Genomic DNA, 19,699 nt, shown 5'->3' on the forward strand with positions numbered 1-19,699 from the left:
TGTCATCTTGTTCTCAGGTGCGTCAACGGACGATGAGATAAATTGATTAGTCAAGCCACGTTTCAATAGCAGCAATTGTAGGTGAGTACTCTAGATTGATATTGAATAAAAACGACAGTTTTGAAAGGCGTGTAAGTATTAACAGGAGAGCTTATGTTAATTGAAAGAGGGCAAGATATCTTACCCTCTGTTGAACTTATTGATGTGGAAGTTCAACAGAGGGCGCATTACTTATCTGAGTCTTCAGCTTTGATGAGTTTTGTATCGACAGTTTCACTCTTTAACTCAGGATCAACTAATACCTTTATCACGCCTTTTTGTAGGATCAGGTTATTAGGGTAGGTGATAATGTTGCCCGAACTGTGTCGAAGAATAACATGGAACATGGTGATATCGATGATCACACCGCTGATGTCTTCGTCTTTCTCCGCGACTCTTACTCTGTCGCCAATGCGATAAGGGAAGACGAAAAATATTAGTACGCTGGCTGTGAGGTTACTTAGAATCGACCATTGCGCGAATAAAGCGACACCCAGCACCGCAAATATCGAAGACAAGAACAGAGAAATATCACCAAAACCCAAGTTAAGAACAATCGTAAACACAGCGATGAAGAGTAGAAACAGAACAATATTGAAACACTTAATCACGAACTGCTTTCGCTTCAATTCGACACGTTTATTTTCCGCTAATGTTTCTATCCAGTTCTTACCTAAGCGTTTGATCACCCAATACACAGTGATAAGAAGTAAACCTAAAACTACTTGTCTAAGCCACATATTGGATTGCAAAAACTCAACCATTAAATAAACCTCAATTTTTTCAAAATAACGACCTCTGCCGCTATGACCACGAGCAGCCCAACGCAAAATAGTGGAAATGCTATCGGGTTATCTGTTCCGGGTATCCCAGCGATATTGACACCCAGTAAACCGGTGAAAAACCCAGCAGGGAGGAAAATACCTGCAATGATAGAAAATAGGTACGTATTTCTATTCATTTTTTCAGCTTGTTGCTGACTTAGGCTCGCTAAAAATACATTAATTTGTTCGATGTAAAACTCAACAGACTCGTTAATTCTCAGGATGGTATCAAGGCTGTTCTTTATATGACTGTTGTGCTTACTCAATGGCGCAGGTAGGTCACTCATTAAATCTTCAAAAACGTATTTCTGTGGCTTCAAATAACGCCTTAGTCTGAGTAGCCTTGAATGTAGAGCGTTAATGGATCTTATGTCGATATTGGATGTAGATTCTAACTCGTCAATTAATAGTTCGACGGGTGCTAGGAAGGTTGAAATGCTGTGGTTGATTCCACGGATCATGCCCAACAACACATCAGGTAATGATGTAGGGCCTTGGTTTTGTTTGAGATCAGATATCAGATTACTGACCGCTTTTGAAGGAACTTTACGTGTCGATATTAAAGTGCCTTTGTACCATAAGATGCGTAGGCTAAGCATGTCGTCAGGGTTAGCACCTTCGTTTAGATTAATGCCTCGCAGAATCATCAAAAAACAGTCGTGGCCAAATTGTTCGAACCGAGGGCGGGTGTCATCGGTGAGTAATGAATCGATGATGGCATTTGGAACCGTATTACTGTGGAGCCATTCTCTCAAACCGTCAGCATCTCTTTGGCAGTGATACCAAGTTGATTGCTCGAATGAGGCTGGGCTGGTGGTGTGTTCATGTGCCACCCCCTCAGAAAATTGCCAGCTTGAAATTATGAAAGCGTCCATTCATTTGTCCTTAATGATATGACGTAAACATTGATATTAGGCGCCATTCAGGCGCGGTATTGAACTGAGCTTAATCGTGGTAAGTTCAATGAGCGATGTGAGTGAGATGAAGTCTAATAAGACATGTTGGTCTTTGGAGTACGACGGACTCTTCCATTATTATCTCTATTAAATGTAGCTCATTGTTTCGTCGTTATAAATTAGCACTCTGGCTCCATGTTAGCGACAAAAAAAAGAAAAGACCGAGGTCTTTTCTTTTTAGGGGAGGTTGCGGAGAGCTTGCTCAGGCAACTCGAGTTTTCCGATGGTTTACATAAGCAAAAGCACTAGCGACAAGAAGCAAAAATGTCTTGGTTCTCTCGGTATTCTTTGGTTTGCACGTCCATTAGGCCAAGCAAGGAGTCGAACAGGTTATCGTGAGAAAAGCTCTGCTCTTTCCCCGCCTTTCTTAAGCAGGTTTGGTTTATCCCTTTCTGCTCGGCGAAGCCATCAGACATCCACATGATCATAGGCACATGGGTTTGCTCTTTCGGAGCAAATGAATAAGGCATGCCGTGTAAGTAGACGCCATTTTCTCCCAATGATTCTCCGTGATCGGAAATGTACATCAGCGCGACATTGTACTTATCGGTGAGTTTCTCTAGCTTCTGAATAGCCTGTGAGAGAAAGAAATCTGTGTACAAGATGGTGTTGTCGTAGGTGTTGACCACTTGCTCTTTGGTGCAGTTTTCAATATCTGCACGAGGGCAATCAGGCGTAAATTTCTTATGTTCTTCTGGATAACGCTCAAAGTAAGTTGGGCCGTGAGATCCGGAGATATGATAGAAAATGATGCTATCTTGTTTAAGAACTTGAGTATCTTGTTCGAAGTTCTCTAGCATGGCTGTGTCATAGCACACATCTTTATTACACAGCGGGTCGCTGTCTTTGGCGACGAGAGTCATCTCTTTGATTCGATGTGCGACCGCCTTGTCTCCACCATCGTGCTCTCGCCAGATAGAGTGAATGCCCGCGCGGTTCATAATGTCGACTACGTTATCTTGGTTGTAGGCTTTGTCGCGATCGTAGTTGCTTCGGTTCATGTTAGAAAACATACACGGCACAGAAACCGCAGTGGCTGTTCCGCATGACTGAACATCAGAGAAAAAGATCGGATTATAGGGTTTGGTATGAGCATTGGTTTCTTTCTCATAGCCATAATATTGGTAGTTATATACACGTGCTGTTTCACCAAGAACAAACACCAATAAGGTCGGTTTGGTTGCCGCTTTTGCTTGTGGCTTGAGTTGAGCATCTAATCCCAATTCTTGATAGGGGATGGGCTGTTTGATGTAGGTGTTATTGATGTATTTGACTGTTGATGCTACGTATTCGGTCGGAATGATCATCTTTTTAAGATGAGAGTTATTACGACCAATCGACACATAATCTTTGTAAAACAACCCGGCAATGATGGCAATGACGATCAACGAAGAGAGCAATCCAATCGCCTTCCCAATAGCAAAATCTTTCCAAGATTCTCTTTCAAGATCCGTAAATAAAAGCAGCAGTGACGGGACTCCTCCCATCAGAACAAACCATAAAATAGAATAGCTGCTTAGGTAGCTAGCAGCCTCTCCGCTGTTGGTTTCGAAGACGTTTTCTATCATTCCATAGTCTACAAAAATGCCGTAGTTGAACATGCTGTAGCTGACTAAAGAGGAAGTAAGTAGTAACAAGATAAAAAAAGCTTTGGCGAATATCGGCCAGTTGAATACTTGAAAGATAAAGTTGAATGCGGCGAGAAAGAAAAATGGGATCGAGATGATAAACCCAATGCTTTCGGCTTGTGAGGCACTAAGAATATTGAACAGTTCGCGTGAGATAGGCAAGTTAATGACAAGCAGGTAATACACTGCCAAAACGAAAGGGAGTTTGTTTATCGACATGTTTAAGCGTGGTAGATTCATAGGTCTTGTCTTCCTGTGTCACTTATCCCTTTATTTTAGTCTCGCTACCAAGAAAGCTCTAATATCAATGCATAAATCTCAGTAAGTAATGGTGAGCGGTAAACCGGCTAAAGTGAAATGACGCGATAGTGCGTGTAGAAACAAAAAATTCACTTTACTGAGTGACCTTCATGACAAGGTGGAACAGCAAAGTGAATTAGTATGTTCAGCTTATTCTATGTGGTTCAATCACATTAGAAGTTGTAAGAACCACCGAAGCTAATGCTGTTGAAGGCAAGTGTTTTGTCTTCTTTCTTAAAGCCGTAGTCGTTCTCAACACTCACTGCGTCTGCTTGTGAGATTAGGCGTAGTGTTAGATGTTCGATTGGCGTGTATTCAACACCAACACCAAAGTGGAAACCGGTACCGCTATCGTCATCATATAGAGCTGCGTTATTTGCGTTTAGGTCAACAGAGCTTAAACCTGCAAGCACGAATGGACGAATCGTGTTGTCGAACGTATAACCTAGGTTTGCTGATAACGAAATAGAAGTTGGCGACAGTTTTGCAGCACCCTTTTTGTAGTCTGCGTAATCGTTGTAGCCAAGTTCAACACCAACGATACGGTTGAACTGGTAGCCACCGTATAGGTTGTAGCCCATGCCATCTGAATCTAAGCTACCTTGACCATCTGTATCAGAATCTTGGTAGACACTAAGTCCGCCACCAATGTACGCACCGCCGTCAGTACCTGCAGCCAAAGCTGGAAGAGAAACTGTGCTGATTAAACCCAGTGCTAATGCTGATTTCGTTATCTTGTTCATCTTTGTTACTCACTCTTAAATGTCATGCCAGTATCAATAATTTTTATTTTGCGCCCTTTCGACCGTTGGTGAGTATTATTCCGTAGTCTTGTATGTATTACTGTATGGCTTTGTAAGCTGAATCGTTACATAGTAGAAAAAATACACATCAGGTTGCTTAGTGAGTCAGGCTGTTTAAAACAAGGAATAAACATGCTAACGAAACAAAACACAGGTTTGGTGGTTGTGGACGTACAAGGCAAGCTCGCACGCCTTGTTGATGAGAGCGATACGCTGATTGCTAATTGCGGGAAGTTAGCTCAAGGAGCGCAGGTTTTGGGGCTGTCAATTATTCGTTTGGAGCAGAACCCAGAGAAGCTAGGTGCTACAGTCGACGAACTTAATGACTTGCTGAATGATGCAAAGCCGATACCTAAATTCACTTTCAACGCGTGTGATGAGCCCAAGTTTGTTGAGGCGGTTCAAGCCAAGGATGTAGAGACTTGGTTAGTGTGTGGTATTGAGGCTCATATTTGTGTTTATCAAACCGCAATGGGGTTGTTGGAACTTGGGTACAAGGTTCAGGTAGTTGGCGACTGTGTTAGCTCACGAACGGCACTCAACAAAGATCTGGCAATCCGTCGACTAATGGATGCTGGTATCCAAATCACAGGATTAGAAATGAGCTTATACGAGCTTGTGAAAGACTGCCGCGCGCGTGAATTTAAGCTCATTCTATCCTTGATTCGTTAATCACCGAGAGGCTGTCTATCGCCACCGCCTCGGTAAGAATCGAGCGCAACTTTCAAGCGACGCAGTTTGTCGCGCGAACGGTTCTTGTGATTGACTGCGATTCCCATAGAAAGCACATCCACTAACGCCAACATGGCGTAGCGAGAAGCCGACGGTTTGTAGATGAAGTCAGTTTCCATATGCTTGATGGGTAACAAGATATCGGCAATCTTTGCCAGTGGTGTATCTTTTGGGGTAATCGCTATGATCTTAAGCCCGTACTGTTTCGCCAGCTCTGCAGTTTCGGTGATCACAGGCGTGAAACCGGTCGCGGAGATCATCACCATCACATCATTGGCGTCTGCTGTCGCGGCAACCATACGTGACATTAAGCCATCGTTGTACGACACCACGGGATAGCCCAAACGAAACAGTCGGTGTTGCAGTTCTTGAGAAGCGATGGTCGAGCCACCACCCATGCCAATAGCAATGATTTGTCTGGCGTTATGCAGCCAGCTGACTGCGGTTTCAACGTCTTGCTCTTTGAACAAGGTGCGGTTGATGTCTAGGCTCTGCTTGATCGATTCGTAGATACCTTGATAACCCGTTTGGTCAACCGGTTCGAGAATAAAACGCTGGCCAACTGTCAGTGTTTGAGCAAGCTTGATCTTCATATCACGTACGTTGCTGCAGCCGATAGCCTTAGCAAAACGTGTAATGGTGGCTTCACTCACTTGAGCGCTTTCAGCAAGCTCTGTGATGCTGGCATTGGCAGCAAAATCAATGTCGTCCATGATCAGCTTAGCGACTTTTTTCTCTGCATCACGAAGAGCGGGAAAACGCTCCGTTATCTGTGAAATGATATCTACTTCTAAACTCAAGAATCCTGATCCTTTGTTGATGGGGCTAATCGTTATCACCTAGTTATTAAGAACCTAGCTCGTAAGAAGTAAGCTCTTTAGCTTTTTAGCTTTTTAGCCATTTAGCCGTTTAAAACTAAGCGTTAGCCCCGTTAGTATATCTTATTGTTTCGCTGATTCTAGCTTATTGAAAAATCGAACTAGAAGCAGGTTTCCACCCAGTTTGTTACCTGATGGTCGTCATCGCTGATGGCAATGTAGCGCCACTTATCGAAGGTTAAACACGGGTGTGAGGTTGAGAATGCAATCATGTCGCCCACTTCAATTTCAGAAGAGCCGTCCGTTTCAACAAAGGTATGCTGATCCATCACGGCGGTCGCAGTCAGCCCTTTCACAGAGATAGCTTCGCCATTGCGATAGCCGCGTTCGGCAATAGGTAACCCCGCATCAAAGGCCACATCACGCTTGCCTAGCCCAACAACTAGTTTGGTCGGTTCTGGGCGAGAGATTACATACGCCCATACCTCAAGTGCCGATTCGAGATCTCCACCCAATTCGCACGCGTAACCTTGGTTTACTTGGGCACGCTGCAACACCTTGCTTTGAGCGTCTAGGTAGATACCTGTGTCGTGAATCGCGTAACAGCCCGGGCGGATGATCGCCAAGTAATCGGTTAGGTTCGCTAAACATTCTGCAACCACGTCATACCAAGCCGAACCTGCACCAGTGATGATAGGTTGCCCTGCAATTAGGCCATCTGATGCGAGGCTTTCGACCGAGGTCAGCGCTTGGTTTAAGAAGGTACGAATGTCTTGCTCGGCATTGTCGCCATGAATCACGCCCTCATACACCTCAATACCCGCTAGCGAAAGTGCAGGCGTATCTTGAATGGTTTGAGCCAGTTCTAAAACTTCTTGAGGTGAACGACAACCACAACGGCCACCCGGAACACCAAACTCGATTAGAGCTTTTAGCGTCTGCTTTTTGTTGGCGAAGTATTGGTTGAGTTGCTGCACGTTTACCGATGAATCCACACAGCAATAGAAATCAACGTCGAACTCACTAATAAGCTGTTCGATGATCGCCATGTTGGTTTTACCTACCAATTGGTTAGCCATGATGATTCTTTTTGCGCCTGCCATTGCTGCAATTTCTGCTTGTGCAGGTGTCGCAACGGTAATTCCCCAAGCGCCATTTTCTAGCTGTTGACGGAAGAAATCAGGCGTCATCGATGTTTTGCCATGTGGCGACAATTTAACCTGATGATGATCGGCGAATGATTGCATCCAATTCAGGTTATTGGTCAACGCTGATTGTTTGATAATTGCTACCGGAAGCGAAATGTCTTCATCAACCAGTCGATAAACACCGTTCTCAGATTGTGATACTGCTCTCCCTTTTTGGCCTTTTTCAGTCAAGATGAAACTATCTTTTTGATACTTTATAACATCTTTTTGTGCAGGGTTATGTTTCATTGCTGATTCCTAACATGATTTAAGTGGTTGTTATTTAATGTTTAAATATGTCTATAATGTGTTTTGTGATAGAAACTATCACACAAATTAAAATATTATGTGTGTTTTGTCACTGAAAATAATCGGCTGGATTTCTAATATAGCTCCATCAACACAGTGGATTGAGAGAGTGAAAAATGTTGTTCGATACGATAATCAAAAATGTAGAGGTGTTTGACGGCACCGGCGAACAATCGTTTTGTGCCGATGTAGCAATCCTTGATGGAAAAATCGCCGAAATTGGTCAAATCGATCACGAAGATTGTGGCCAGTTGGTTGAGGGAGCAGGCTTAGCATTGGCTCCTGGATTTATCGATGTACATACACATGACGATACCAACGTAATTCGTTACCCAGACTGCCTACCTAAGATCAGCCAAGGTGTGACAACCGTGATTGTTGGCAACTGTGGCATCAGCGCATCGCCAACGGTTTTGGCTGGCGATCCACCTGACCCAATGAATCTTTTAGGTGCGCAGGCTGATTTTAAATACCCAACTTTTGCGGCGTATGCACAAGCGGTAGAGCAAGCGCAACCAGCGGTGAACGTAGCAGCATTAGTTGGCCACACTACACTGCGTAACCAAGTGATGGACGACCTACAACGCACCGCAAGCGAAGAAGAAATTGCAGCAATGCAAAGCAACCTTGATTTAGCAATGGAGCAGGGCGCATTAGGCTTGAGTTCTGGTTTGGCTTACGCAAGTGCGAAGCAAGCCAACGCGAATGAGGTGATGCAGTTAGCCAAAGTGCTGTCTAGCCATGGCGGCATCTATACCACGCATATGCGTACCGAATTTGAAGAGATCTTAAGCGCGATGGAAGAGGCGTTTGAGACAGGCCAATACGCGAAAGTACCGGTTGTTATCTCTCACCTTAAATGTGCAGGTGCAGGCAACTGGGGCAGAACTGTTGAAGTGCTTGATTTGATGGACAAGGTTTCAGAGCACCAAGATGTGTCTTGCGACTGCTATCCATACTCAGCGAGCTCTTCGACATTAGATCTGAAACAGGTGACAGACGATTTCGACATCTTCATCACTTGGTCTAAAGCAAAGCCTGAACATGCAGGCAAAACGCTTAAGCAGATTGCTGATGAGATGAACCTACCACTGATGGACGCAGCAAAAGCGCTTCAACCAGCCGGTGCGGTTTACCACTGCATGGATGAGAACGACGTAAAGCGCGTATTGAAATACAAGCTGACCATGGTTGGTTCTGATGGTTTACCAAATGACCCGCATCCACATCCAAGATTGTGGGGCACTTTCCCGAAAGTCTTAGGCCACTACTGCCGAGATGAAAAACTGTTTGCGCTGCCAGAAGCGATTCACAAAATGACCGGAATGTCTGCGAAGCGCTACAACCTCGCGGGAAGAGGTGAGATTCGCCAAGACGCATTTGCCGATTTAGTTTTATTTGATCCAAAGAATATTAAAGACACAGCAACATTTGAAAACCCTATTTCAGTTGCTGAGGGAATCGAAAGTGTATTTGTAAATGGTGAGTTAACTTACCAAAAAGGAAAAGTAAAAAATAATCGTTCAGGCGTTTTTATTTACCGTAATTAGAATTTAATTATTTTATTAAATATACAGTAATAAGAAAACGACGAATTAATTTAAATATATTGGAACAGAACCAATATTATCTATAAAGAAGTGGAGTTAAAAAATGACTATTAAACGTTACGGTGTTGAAGGCGGTACAGGTACAGGCGGACAACATTTACCATTTGCACGCGCAACTGAAGCGGGTGGTTTCCTATACGTTTCTGGCCAGACACCGATGACAGATGGTGAAGTGGTAGAGGGTGGCATTGTTGACCAGTCTCGCCTAGCGATCCAAAACTGTGTCGATATCATGACTGAAGCGGGCTACGGCCTAGAAGACGTAATGCACGTAAAGGTTGTGCTAACGGATTCTCGTTACTTCCAATCTTTTAATAAGGTATTCAAAGAGTTCTTCGGTGCTAACCCACCGGCTCGTATCTGCATGGTCTGTGACCTAGTGGTAGACGTGAAGGTTGAAGTAGATGTGACTTGCTACCGCGCGGATCGCGTTTAGTAATAACCTAATCACAATTACCTACTTAGAGAGTATTAGGGGTTAGTCATCCCTGTTATTATCCTTTAATACTCTCACCCTACATTTATAAAAATTACTTTAATTAAAATAGATAAAATCAATAAAGTAATTATATGAAATATAAAAATGAATGAATCATAAATAAAGTTCAAGAATGAACTCAATATTTCACTGAGAGGTGTCAAATGAACAGCACACTTTTTCTTACAGGCTTCGGCGTGTACGTATGTTTTTTAATTTGGTTAGGCTGGTTTGTCTCGCGTAATCAAAAATCTGGCGAAGATTTCTTATTAGGCGGCCGTGGCCTGCCATTATTCTTAGTTCTGGGTACAACCGTCGCGACTATGGTCGGCACGGGCTCAAGTATGGGTGCGGTTGGCTTCGGCTACGCGAATGGTTGGGCTGGTGCTCTGTACGGAATTGGCGGTGCTATCGGCATCCTATTGCTAGCCCTTTGGTTTGCTCCGGTTCGTAAACTGAACTTCATGACCATGAGTGAAGAGCTGGCTTACTATGTTGGCGCTAACCGAATCGTGAAAAACGTGGTTGGTTTGCTTATCTTTATCGCGTCAATCGGCTGGTTGGGTGCGCACATTCTAGGTGGCGGCATGTACCTAGCGTGGATTGCAGACATCGACCTTAACCTTGCGAAGATTATTATTGCTGCGGCATTCACTATCTACGTGGTGATCGGTGGCTACACAGCGGTTGTTTGGACCGATACTATCCAAGCTATCATCCTTTTTGCTGGCTTCATCTTGATGGCGGTTATGTCTGTGGATCACATCGGTGGCATGGATAACCTTTACGCTGCGATGGACCCTGCTGCTACAAGCTTTTTAGCAATCGATAAACTGGGTATTCTGCCTGCTGTTTCTTTGGCTGTAGTTATCGGTGTGGGTGTACTGGCGACGCCTTCATTCCGTCAACGTATCTACTCAGGCAAAGACGTTAAAACCATTCGTCGCTCATTTGTGGCATCGGGTGTGTTGTACCTTTTCTTCTCAATCATCCCAGCAATCATAGGTATGGCTGCACACGCAATCGACCCATCATTGGATAACCCGAACTACTCGTTCCCATACGTAGCTGCAACGGTTCTTCCAGTTGGCGTAGGCATGATTGTTCTTATCGCAGGTCTATCTGCAACCATGTCGAGTGCAAGCTCAGATGCGATTGCCGGTGTATCTATCCTACTGCGTGACGTGTACGTGATGTTCACAGGCCGCGTACCAAACAAAGAATCAATGTTGAACTACTCTCGTCTAGCTTTGGTTGTGGTGATTGGCTTCGCACTACTGTTCGCACTGACGTCAAACGACATCATTGGCTACATCACTAAGATGATTTCAACGGTTATGTCGGGCATGTTTGTGTGCGGTATGTTGGGTAAATTCTGGAAACGGTACAACTGGCAAGGTGCGCTTGCAACACTAGCGGGTGCTTCTGTAGCTTCATTCGTAGTAATGTTAAACGCTGACTACACAGCCTTCTGGGGCAACCCAGTTATCCCATCATGTCTGTTTGCTCTAACGGCAGGTGTGGTTGTGAGCCTAGTGACTCCGGCTAACCAAGTAACACCTGAAATGGCAAAAGCGATTCTTGATGACGAGCGTGCTCTGATGGAGATGGAAATGTCTGAGACTGGCGTACTTGAAGAAGAAGCGGCACCTCAACGTCCTGCAAATCAAACAAGCTAAACCTAGTCTCCACAACTGGTTTGCTTAATTCAGGCCCTGCTTAACGGTAGGGCCTTTTCTAAAGTCAATTATCTCTATTTTTAGGAGCGGCTATGTCGGCATCTTCTCTGTTCAATATTGCTTTCTTCGGCGAATGTATGGTCGAAATCAGCGGCTCTCCATTAACCAAAAAGTTTGGCGGTGACACACTTAATACCGCACTTTACCTTTCTCGCTTAACTCAACATCAAAACCTCTCTGTGCACTATGCGACAGGGCTTGGCAGTGATGAGCTGTCTCAAAATATGATTGATAGCTGGCAACTAGAAGGCATTCAAACCAATTTCGTCGAACGCATTGCGAACAAGCTTCCTGGACTCTACATGGTTGAAACCGACGAGACAGGCGAGCGACACTTTCATTACTGGCGCAACGACGCGGCAGTCAAATCTTACTTTCAAGCTAGTGATCTGAATAAGCTTGAAATCGCCCTGACCGAGAAACAAGTCGATGCGGTTTACATCAGCGGTATCAGTATCGCGATTTTAGATGACGCCTATCGTGAGCGCTTATTCAAAGCTATTAGCGTGTTCTCAAATCAAGGCGGCAAGCTGATTTTTGATAACAACTATCGCCCGCAACTTTGGACGACTGAACAAGCTCAGCATTGGTACGCCAAGTTACTACCATTGGTCGACATTGCACTGATTACCGAAGACGACGACCTGCTGGTTTGGGGCAATGGCGAGAGCGTTCAACAACGCTGCCTTCGCTTAGGCTGCCAAGAGATCGTCATCAAACGTGGCTGTGAGCCATGCAAGATTGTTCAAGTTGAACAAGGCGATGTTGTTGAGAGTTATGTATCCGCGACTCGTGTTTCTAACGTGGTCGACACCTGCGCAGCAGGTGACTCCTTCGCTGCGGGTTATCTGGCGGCGCGTCTTACAGGTGAGAGCACCAATGATGCAGCTGAACTGGGTCACCAACTGGCTTCTACCGTTATTCAATACTCAGGCGCGATCATCCCGGTAAGCGCTATGAATCACTTAATTAAAAAATAGAAAAACAAAGCGAATTTATTATGTCTCAAGAAATGATCAACACACTTAAGCAATTCAAAGTTATCCCTGTTATCCAAATCAACAAGGTGGAACATGCGATTCCACTAGCAAAGGTATTAGTTGAAAACGGCCTGCCAGTAGCAGAAGTGACGTTCCGTACTGAAGCGGCAGCAGATTCAATTCGTGCGATGCGTGATGCTTACCCTGAGATGTGTATTGGTGCTGGTACGGTATTGACACCAGAGCAGATCGACCTTGCGAAAGAGGCGGGCAGCGAATTCATCGTGGCACCGGGTTTGAATCCAAACACAGTAAAACGTTGCCAAGAGATCGGTATGCCAATCGTTCCTGGCGTAAACAACCCAAGCCAAGTAGAGCAAGCGCTTGAACTTGGTCTTAACTTCTTGAAATTCTTCCCAGCAGAAGCGTCTGGTGGGATCAATATGGTGAAATCTCTGTTAGCGCCATACGTTGATGTGTCTTTAATGCCAACGGGAGGTATCGGCAAGCACAACGTGAATGACTACCTAGCCGTGGATCGCGTGGTGTGCTGTGGCGGTACTTGGATGGTATCTCCGAAGATGATCGAGAACGAACAGTGGGATGAGATCGCGGTGTTGGTTCGTGAAGCGGTTGAGTTGGTTAGCTAATCATAAGTTTGTGAGCTCATTCGTTTTTCACAGACGATAGGCTTTGAGCTCACGATAAACAACAGCAGTGGCTGAAGGTTCTGTTTTGTGAATCGCCTCCGATAAACAAAACAGAACGTCCGTTATATAGGAAAACTAATAATGAAAAAAACTATATTGTCTCTATTGATTTCAAGTTCAGTAGTATCCCCAATGGCGTTAGCAATGGCTCCGAATACCGATCTAAATTTAATGCCGTATCCACAAACAGTCGAGCTGCAAGCTGGGCAAGTTAAGGTCGACGGTAACTTCAAGGTTTACATCAAAGGCTTTAACTCTGATCGCGTTGAATACACCGCGAAACGCTTTATCGATCGCCTAGAGCGCCAAACTGGCGTGCCGATTCTAAACTGGCAGGTTGATAGCGCAGACGAAGCGAACCTGATCATTGATATCGACGCGGCGCCAAAGCCTGAAGTACAGAACATCGACTCTGTAGAGTCTTACAAAATTACGACTCAGGGTGAGCAAATCACGCTGAGCGCACCAAGCCCATATGGCGCTATTCACGGCATCGAAACCCTTTTACAGCTCGTTGAAACCACAGCAACTGGCTACCATATTCCTGCCGTAACCATTGTTGATGAGCCCCGCTTTCGTTGGCGTGGAGTCTCTTACGATACCTCGCGTCACTTCATTGAATTTGATGTGTTGATTCGTCAGCTAGATGCGATGGCTTCTGCGAAAATGAACGTGTTCCATTGGCACTTCTGGGACGATCAAGGTATCCGCATTCAAACGGAATCTTGGCCGCGTCTATGGTCAGAAACCACTGATGGTGATTACTACACCAAAGACCAAGTTCGTTACTTAGTTGAGTACGCTCGTAATCTTGGTATTCGTGTTATTCCAGAAGTTTCACTGCCGGGACACTCTTCTGCTGTGGCGCACGCTTACCCACGCTTGATGTCGGGTGGTGAAGGTCAAAGCTACGAACAAGAACGTGGCTGGGGTGTATTTGAGCCATTGATGGACCCACTTAACCCAGAGCTCTATGAAATGCTGGGCGACGTGTTTGATGAAGTGACAGAACTGTTCCCAGACGAGTACTTCCACATTGGTGGCGATGAGCCGAACTATGCGCAATGGAAAAACAGCGAAAAGCACCAACAGTTCATTGAAGAGAATAATATCGATGGTGAGCGCGGCTTACAGTCTTACCTCAACGTAAAAGTTGAAAAGATGCTGGAAGAGCGTGGCAAGAAGATGACGGGTTGGGATGAGATTTGGCATAAAGATCTGCCAACTTCTATCGTGATTCAAAGCTGGCAAGGACACGACAGTATCGGTCGTGCGGCGAAAGAGGGCTACCCAGGTATTCTGTCTACGGGTTACTACCTAGACCAACCTCAGCCAACCAGTTACCACTATCGCAATGATCCAATGCCAAGTGGCATCACGGTTGACGATAAGCTGCACAGTGGTGAGAAGTTTGTGACTTACCAATGGCAAAAGCCTCGCTCTAAAGGCAGCCCACGTAAGGGAACACTGACTATCATTGAAGCGCAAGACGGTACTTTCCGCGCGTTCAGTGATTACAACGGTAAGTCTCGTGAAGAGATCTACATCCTTGATTATGTGCCGGGTAAAACCTTTGTCGGCCACTTCGATAACTTCATGTCGTATACCGAATTCAACCTGAACTTGAATCCAAATGGGTTTGCGGAAGGCAGCTATCAGTTAATTGGTAACGTGCGCTGGCCAACCACAGGCGAAGTGATTGCGAGCAGCGATGTAGAAGGCAGCGTGATCCCTGAGCCAAACGGAGGCTACCCCGCGGAGCTAACCGACAAAGAAAAAGAGCTGATTTTAGGCGGCGAGATCACCATGTGGCTAGAAAATAAAGACAGCCACACGGTTGAAAACTACCTATGGCCGCGCAGCTACGCGATTGCAGAGCGCTTCTGGTCTGATGCGGAATTGACGGACGAGCGCAGCATGTACAAACGTATGAAAGCGATGGATACATGGTCTGAAGTGTCGGTTGGACTTCGTCATCATGCGGATGCTGACATGTTGTTAAAACGCATTGCGAAAGGCCAAGATATCCACGACCTACGCGTGCTTGCAAAATACACCGAGCCAGCACAGTACTACGCTCGCAACTGGGAAAAGTGGAACTCCACTGAACCTAAGGGCACTTTATACAGCCAATACGAGCGTCTAAACCGCTTCGTTGATGCGTTGCCAGTGGAAAGCTACGCTGTGTATGAGATGCAAGATTTGGTCAACGAAGTCGCGACGGGTAATCAACAAGCGCTTGAGCAACTTGCAGAGCATTATCAGCAAGCGAAAGCGTCTGCACTCGCAGCTAAAACTGTCTTCGCTGGCAATGTGTCCTCAGTAGAAACTGTGATTGTCGCTGAGAAAACCGTTGAAGTGGCAGACTTGGCGTTAACCTTGATTGCTAAAGCACAAGCGGGTGAAAAAGTTCGAGCATCAGACGCGAACGCCTATCAAGCGATACTGTCTGAATCAGCGAAGATCTACGACGAATCGATCATCGCGATTGTTCGCCCGACAGAGCTCTTGTTGAAGCAGTTAGCTGAGTAAGTCGTTAACGGATTAGTGAATAAGTCACACGCCAATAAGTGAATCAAAATCGCCCTCTGTGGGCGGTTTTTTAGTTCTAGCGCTTCAATAGAATGTGGAGTTCAAGGTCTGTGTAAGTAACTACTCACTATCGCTATTGTTTAGTGTTAACGTAAATGTCATGCCTTGGTCTGAATTGTTCTTCGCTATTAATGTGCCTTGCATATCGCGCACGTTGTTCGCTGTGATAGCCAACCCGAGCCCCAAGCCTTCGCCCATCTTTTTGTTGGTATGAAATGGTTCGAAAATGGTTTCGAGTTGATCTTCAGACACACCACAACCGTTATCTTGAACCTTGATGATCACGCGTTGTTGCTCGGTATGAGCGCTGATCACAATGGTTGCTGGTTTCTGATTCTGCGTGGCATCGACAGCGTTTCTAAGCAGGTTACCAAGCACTTGACGAAGTCGCGCCTCTTCTCCCATTACCATCGAAATATTGGAAGCGACACGCACGCGAATATCGACGTTTTCCAGTTCGGCTTGATGAATTCGCAAGGTTTCTTGCAGTGCGTCTGTTAGGGAAACAGGATAAGGTTTCTCAAGCCTTTGAAAGGCGAATGACTTCAGCTGGCTAGTCATGTTAGCCATTCGGTCGATTAGGCTCATCACCAGATCCATGTTCGCTTTCAGCATCTTAGTCTCGCCTCTTTCCATCAGCAACTGGTTACTCGAAAGTAGGGTTTTTAGGCCAGTAAGCGGCTGATTGAGTTCATGAGTAATCGCACTCGACATCCGCCCTAGTGCAGCCAGTTTGCTAGATTCGACAAGTTCTTGCTGCGCATCTTTTAGATCTTGAGTTCGCTCTTCGACCCGCAGTTGTAGCGTTTTATTGGCGTTTTGCACCGCAATTTCGGCTTTCTTACGTTTGCTGATATCGATTACGGTACACAGGTAGTAAGTCGTCGCATGCCAAGGAAAGGCGCTAATAGAGAATAAAACAGGGAAGTAGCTGCCATCGCTGCGTCTTGCCATGGTTTCGACGCTAGTTATCTCGGCCAGCTCTTGATGCTGCTCTAAGTTTTTGAGCAGTTGCAAGGTGGTTGAATTCGGGTTACCTGCCTCAAATAACTGCCACGCCTTGATGTTATTGATCATTGAATCAGATAGTGAAAAGTAGTTCTTCGCCATCAGGTTGATATCGTGAATGCGTCCGTGTTTATCGATCAGTATTAACCCAACATGGGTTTTATTGATCATCCCAGACAGTCGTTTCTCAGACTCTTCGATAAGCTTTTGGATTCTCAGATTGCTGAGCTTTTTCTGGCGTCTTTGGTAAAGAATAACCAACAGTAACAGAATGAAAAGACAGCCAACCGCCACACTCCAGCTGATCCAGTTCGTGGTCTGGTTGAGGCTGGTTAATGGCGTTAGGTAGGTTAAACGCCAATTCAGATCGTCTAACTTGATGGACTGAATTAGGTAATCTTTATCTTGCAATCGCCACACGCGAATATGGGTTTGGTCATACAGCTCACGTTTTGTCGCTGTGGGCTGAGAATTGAAGGTGTCATTGAACCAATCGGCACTCAACCTGTTGTCACTGGAGAGAAAGAACTGATCGCGAGGGTTCTGAAACAGTATCGCCTCACCATCGGCAAACCATTGATCGGTTAACAATGACAAATCGATTTGCACCGCGACAATGCCAACCACATCAGAGGCTCGATATACGGGTGCCGCTATGAAGTAATCGGGTGTCACGCCTTTGTTTTTTGTCACCACTGAAATCGCACCACCTTGTTGGTGGATCTTCGAAACAATTGTACTGGCGTTCTTATTGCTCAGTTTGCTTCTTTCAACACTCGATACCAACAAGTCCCCTTCGCCAGAAAGCAGATACCAGCCCTTGGTGTTGGCGGCTTTATCCAATTGAATCAGCTGCTTCTTAATGCGTTTTTCTAGGCGGGCTTCACCATCAATGAAGCGCACACTGGTTTCATCATTGGTTACTAGGTAGGGCAGATAATAGAAACGCTTAAGGGTTCGCCTTGCTTCGGCAATGTAGCCAAGGAAGCGCTGTTCGGCATAGCGTTGGGCTTGTTCAAGCTTCCACTGGCTGATGCCATTCTTGGTGGTGACCTGCACCAAACCAATCAATAAACAGGTACACAGGAATAACCAATATCGATTGTTATTCATCATTTCTGATCAAATCCCTTTAAAATTAGTGGCTTGCCTCTTTGAGCTAGTGGTTTGACAAGGTTTTATGTTTGCTTTTTAAGCGAATGGAGAGTGAGACAAATCGAAGCTAACAAACATTATTAAACTGTTAAAGGAGTGTTATTCAAAGTGGGAGCTAGCTCCTTTTCGTCTGAGGTTTTTTTACATACCGTGGACGATATTAATCAGATGTAGAGTGGCGGAACCAAACTATGCAGCGTATTGCTTTAATTGAAGATGACGCGATTGTGCGTCAAGCAACCAGCCAATGGTTGCAGCTGGCGGGCTTCGATGTCACCGCATTTGAAGTAGGACAAGATGCGTTAAACGCCGTAGAGCAGGGTGATTTTCAAACCATTATCACCGATGTTCGTTTACCTGATATTGATGGTGTTAATCTGCTAGGGCGTTTCAAAGGTCTTGTGCCAGATGTGCCTGTTATTTTGATTACTGGGCATGGTGATGTCGATATGGCGGTGAAAGCCTTACAGCAAGGTGCCTATGACTTCATTGAGAAGCCATTCGACCCAGAGCGTCTGTCTCAAACGGTATCGGAAGCGGTAGATAAACATCAAAGTGGCCAAGACAGAAACAGTCGTCAGAACTATCTGGATAACCTTAAGGGCATTGAACAGGTGCTGATCGGTCGCAGTAAAGTGATGTGTGAACTGCGCGAGCAAATCCAGAAAGTCGCTTCCATAGACACCAACGTGATCATCTATGGTGAAACGGGTTGTGGCAAAGAGCTGGTCGCCTCTTGCTTACATGAATTCAGCCAACGTAAAACCCATCCGTTTGTTCCGCTCAACTGTGGCGCAATCCCGGAAAATCTCTTTGAAAGCGAGCTGTTTGGACACGAAGCCGGAGCGTTTACTGGTGCGGCCAAACGACGCATTGGTAAGCTGGAATTTGCCGACAAAGGCACAGTGTTCCTTGATGAAATAGAGAGTATGCCGCTGTCGATGCAGGTAAAAGTGCTGCGCACCTTGCAAGATAATGTCGTCGAACGCGTGGGGGGGAATCAGCAACAACATGTTGATCTACGAGTGGTCTCTGCCTCGAAAAGCGATCTACTGAATCACCCCGACTTTCGCCAAGATCTATTCTATCGTTTGAATGTTGCCCAGCTGCATTTGCCTCCACTCAGTGAGCGTGAAGAAGATGCCTTACTTTTGTTTGAACACTTCACCCAAGAAGCCAATTCCGAAACACGTATAGCCAGTGAGGCTGATCGCTATGCACTGCTCTCGTATGCGTGGCCGGGCAATGTGCGTGAACTGCGTAATGTTGCGATTCGTTTTGCATTGGATGAAAGCTTGACCGTTGGGGATATTTTGGCGTGTCGTCCCAATTCTGTCACAGAGTCCACAACGGCAGGCATCCCTTTGGCGGTTCAAGTACAGAGCTTTGAAAGGAAAGTGATTCATGATGCCTTAGTTCGTTATAAAGGGCGTATCAATGACGTGATGCAAGATTTGGATTTACCTCGTCGAACATTGAACCAAAAGATGGTGCGTTATGGGTTAAATCGAAGTGACTATGTTGACCCTTAGAGAGCGGCTTCATCGCAGTGCTTGTTGATTTTTAATGAGCAATAAATGGCTCATTGCATATTTATCAATTTACATACATTGATCACACAACTGCAACATGGTGTGACTTGCTTCCCGATCTACAGGTGTTAATTCCGGTAGCCGATAAGCAAAAAATGGCTTACTTAATAACAGGGGAATAAGCAAAAAACGGCTTATTTTGAATAGGTTTTAAAATAAAAGTAAATTAAAACAAATGGTTAAAAACTGGCATTGTGCTTGCTATCTAGTGATTGTTGTTAACAAAAATATAACGTGAA

Annotated in this window: 15 protein-coding genes; 8 read left to right on the plus strand and 7 right to left on the minus strand. The window is 45.3% G+C overall.

Features of this window, described 5'->3' with window-relative positions; all coding sequences use genetic code 11:
* Positions 1 to 227 precede the first annotated feature (227 nt).
* From A136_RS07875 to A136_RS07890, 4 genes are all read right to left on the minus strand, one after another.
* Positions 228 to 803, minus strand: coding sequence for a mechanosensitive ion channel family protein (locus A136_RS07875; protein ID WP_017062014.1), 576 nt, complete (start codon positions 801 to 803; stop codon positions 228 to 230).
* Positions 803 to 1,738, minus strand: a complete 936-nt coding sequence (locus tag A136_RS07880) for a CorA family divalent cation transporter (protein ID WP_017062015.1) — start codon at positions 1,736 to 1,738, stop codon at positions 803 to 805. The genes A136_RS07875 and A136_RS07880 overlap by 1 nt, the downstream gene beginning before the upstream one ends.
* Before the next feature lie 326 nt (positions 1,739 to 2,064).
* Positions 2,065 to 3,687 (minus strand): phosphoethanolamine transferase, encoded by a 1,623-nt coding sequence (locus A136_RS07885; protein WP_017065160.1) that lies wholly within the window; start codon positions 3,685 to 3,687, stop codon positions 2,065 to 2,067.
* Positions 3,688 to 3,920: 233 nt separating this feature from the next.
* On the minus strand, positions 3,921 to 4,490 hold the full coding sequence (locus A136_RS07890) for a porin family protein (protein ID WP_017065161.1): 570 nt from the start codon (positions 4,488 to 4,490) through the stop codon (positions 3,921 to 3,923).
* Positions 4,491 to 4,682: 192 nt separating this feature from the next.
* On the opposite strand from A136_RS07890, the gene A136_RS07895 reads away from it, so the two are divergent.
* Complete coding sequence (locus A136_RS07895) at positions 4,683 to 5,222, plus strand: hydrolase (protein ID WP_017065162.1); 540 nt, start codon at positions 4,683 to 4,685, stop codon at positions 5,220 to 5,222.
* On the opposite strand, the gene A136_RS07900 is transcribed toward A136_RS07895, so the two are convergent.
* Both A136_RS07900 and A136_RS07905 read right to left on the minus strand, forming a co-directional pair.
* A complete protein-coding gene (locus A136_RS07900) occupies positions 5,219 to 6,082 on the minus strand; it encodes a MurR/RpiR family transcriptional regulator (protein WP_017065163.1) in 864 nt (287 codons plus the stop codon). The two genes, A136_RS07895 and A136_RS07900, sit on opposite strands and share 4 nt — an antisense overlap.
* A gap of 179 nt (positions 6,083 to 6,261) precedes the next feature.
* Positions 6,262 to 7,536 (minus strand): amino acid deaminase, encoded by a 1,275-nt coding sequence (locus tag A136_RS07905; protein WP_017065164.1) that lies wholly within the window; start codon positions 7,534 to 7,536, stop codon positions 6,262 to 6,264.
* A 176-nt stretch (positions 7,537 to 7,712) separates the two neighbouring features.
* Between A136_RS07905 and A136_RS07910 the strand changes: the two genes are divergently transcribed.
* The 6 genes from A136_RS07910 (at position 7,713) to A136_RS07935 (ending at position 15,645) form a co-directional block, all read left to right on the plus strand.
* Complete coding sequence (locus A136_RS07910; RefSeq protein WP_017065165.1) at positions 7,713 to 9,146, plus strand: N-acyl-D-amino-acid deacylase family protein; 1,434 nt, start codon at positions 7,713 to 7,715, stop codon at positions 9,144 to 9,146.
* A gap of 103 nt (positions 9,147 to 9,249) precedes the next feature.
* Positions 9,250 to 9,642, plus strand: a complete 393-nt coding sequence (locus A136_RS07915; protein ID WP_017065166.1) for a RidA family protein — start codon at positions 9,250 to 9,252, stop codon at positions 9,640 to 9,642.
* Positions 9,643 to 9,848: 206 nt separating this feature from the next.
* A complete protein-coding gene (locus A136_RS07920; RefSeq protein WP_017065167.1) occupies positions 9,849 to 11,363 on the plus strand; it encodes a sodium:solute symporter family protein in 1,515 nt (504 codons plus the stop codon).
* A gap of 92 nt (positions 11,364 to 11,455) precedes the next feature.
* Positions 11,456 to 12,403 (plus strand): sugar kinase, encoded by a 948-nt coding sequence (locus A136_RS07925; RefSeq protein ID WP_017065168.1) that lies wholly within the window; start codon positions 11,456 to 11,458, stop codon positions 12,401 to 12,403.
* 20 nt (positions 12,404 to 12,423) lie between these two features.
* Positions 12,424 to 13,053 carry a bifunctional 4-hydroxy-2-oxoglutarate aldolase/2-dehydro-3-deoxy-phosphogluconate aldolase gene (locus A136_RS07930; RefSeq protein WP_017065169.1) on the plus strand — a complete coding sequence of 210 codons (630 nt, stop codon included), beginning with the start codon at positions 12,424 to 12,426 and terminating at the stop codon, positions 13,051 to 13,053.
* 141 nt (positions 13,054 to 13,194) lie between these two features.
* A complete protein-coding gene (locus A136_RS07935; RefSeq protein ID WP_017065170.1) occupies positions 13,195 to 15,645 on the plus strand; it encodes a family 20 glycosylhydrolase in 2,451 nt (816 codons plus the stop codon).
* Between the two features lie 120 nt (positions 15,646 to 15,765).
* Here the strand turns inward: A136_RS07935 and A136_RS07940 are convergent, their stop codons facing one another.
* Positions 15,766 to 17,829, minus strand: coding sequence for a sensor histidine kinase (locus tag A136_RS07940; protein ID WP_017065171.1), 2,064 nt, complete (start codon positions 17,827 to 17,829; stop codon positions 15,766 to 15,768).
* 230 nt (positions 17,830 to 18,059) lie between these two features.
* On the opposite strand from A136_RS07940, the gene A136_RS07945 reads away from it, so the two are divergent.
* Positions 18,060 to 19,400: a sigma-54-dependent transcriptional regulator gene (locus tag A136_RS07945; protein WP_017065172.1), complete on the plus strand. Its 1,341-nt coding sequence runs from the start codon at positions 18,060 to 18,062 to the stop codon at positions 19,398 to 19,400.
* Positions 19,401 to 19,699 lie beyond the last annotated feature (299 nt).

It is taken from the genome of Vibrio crassostreae 9ZC13 (assembly GCF_000272045.2).
Taxonomy (GTDB): domain Bacteria; phylum Pseudomonadota; class Gammaproteobacteria; order Enterobacterales; family Vibrionaceae; genus Vibrio; species Vibrio crassostreae_C.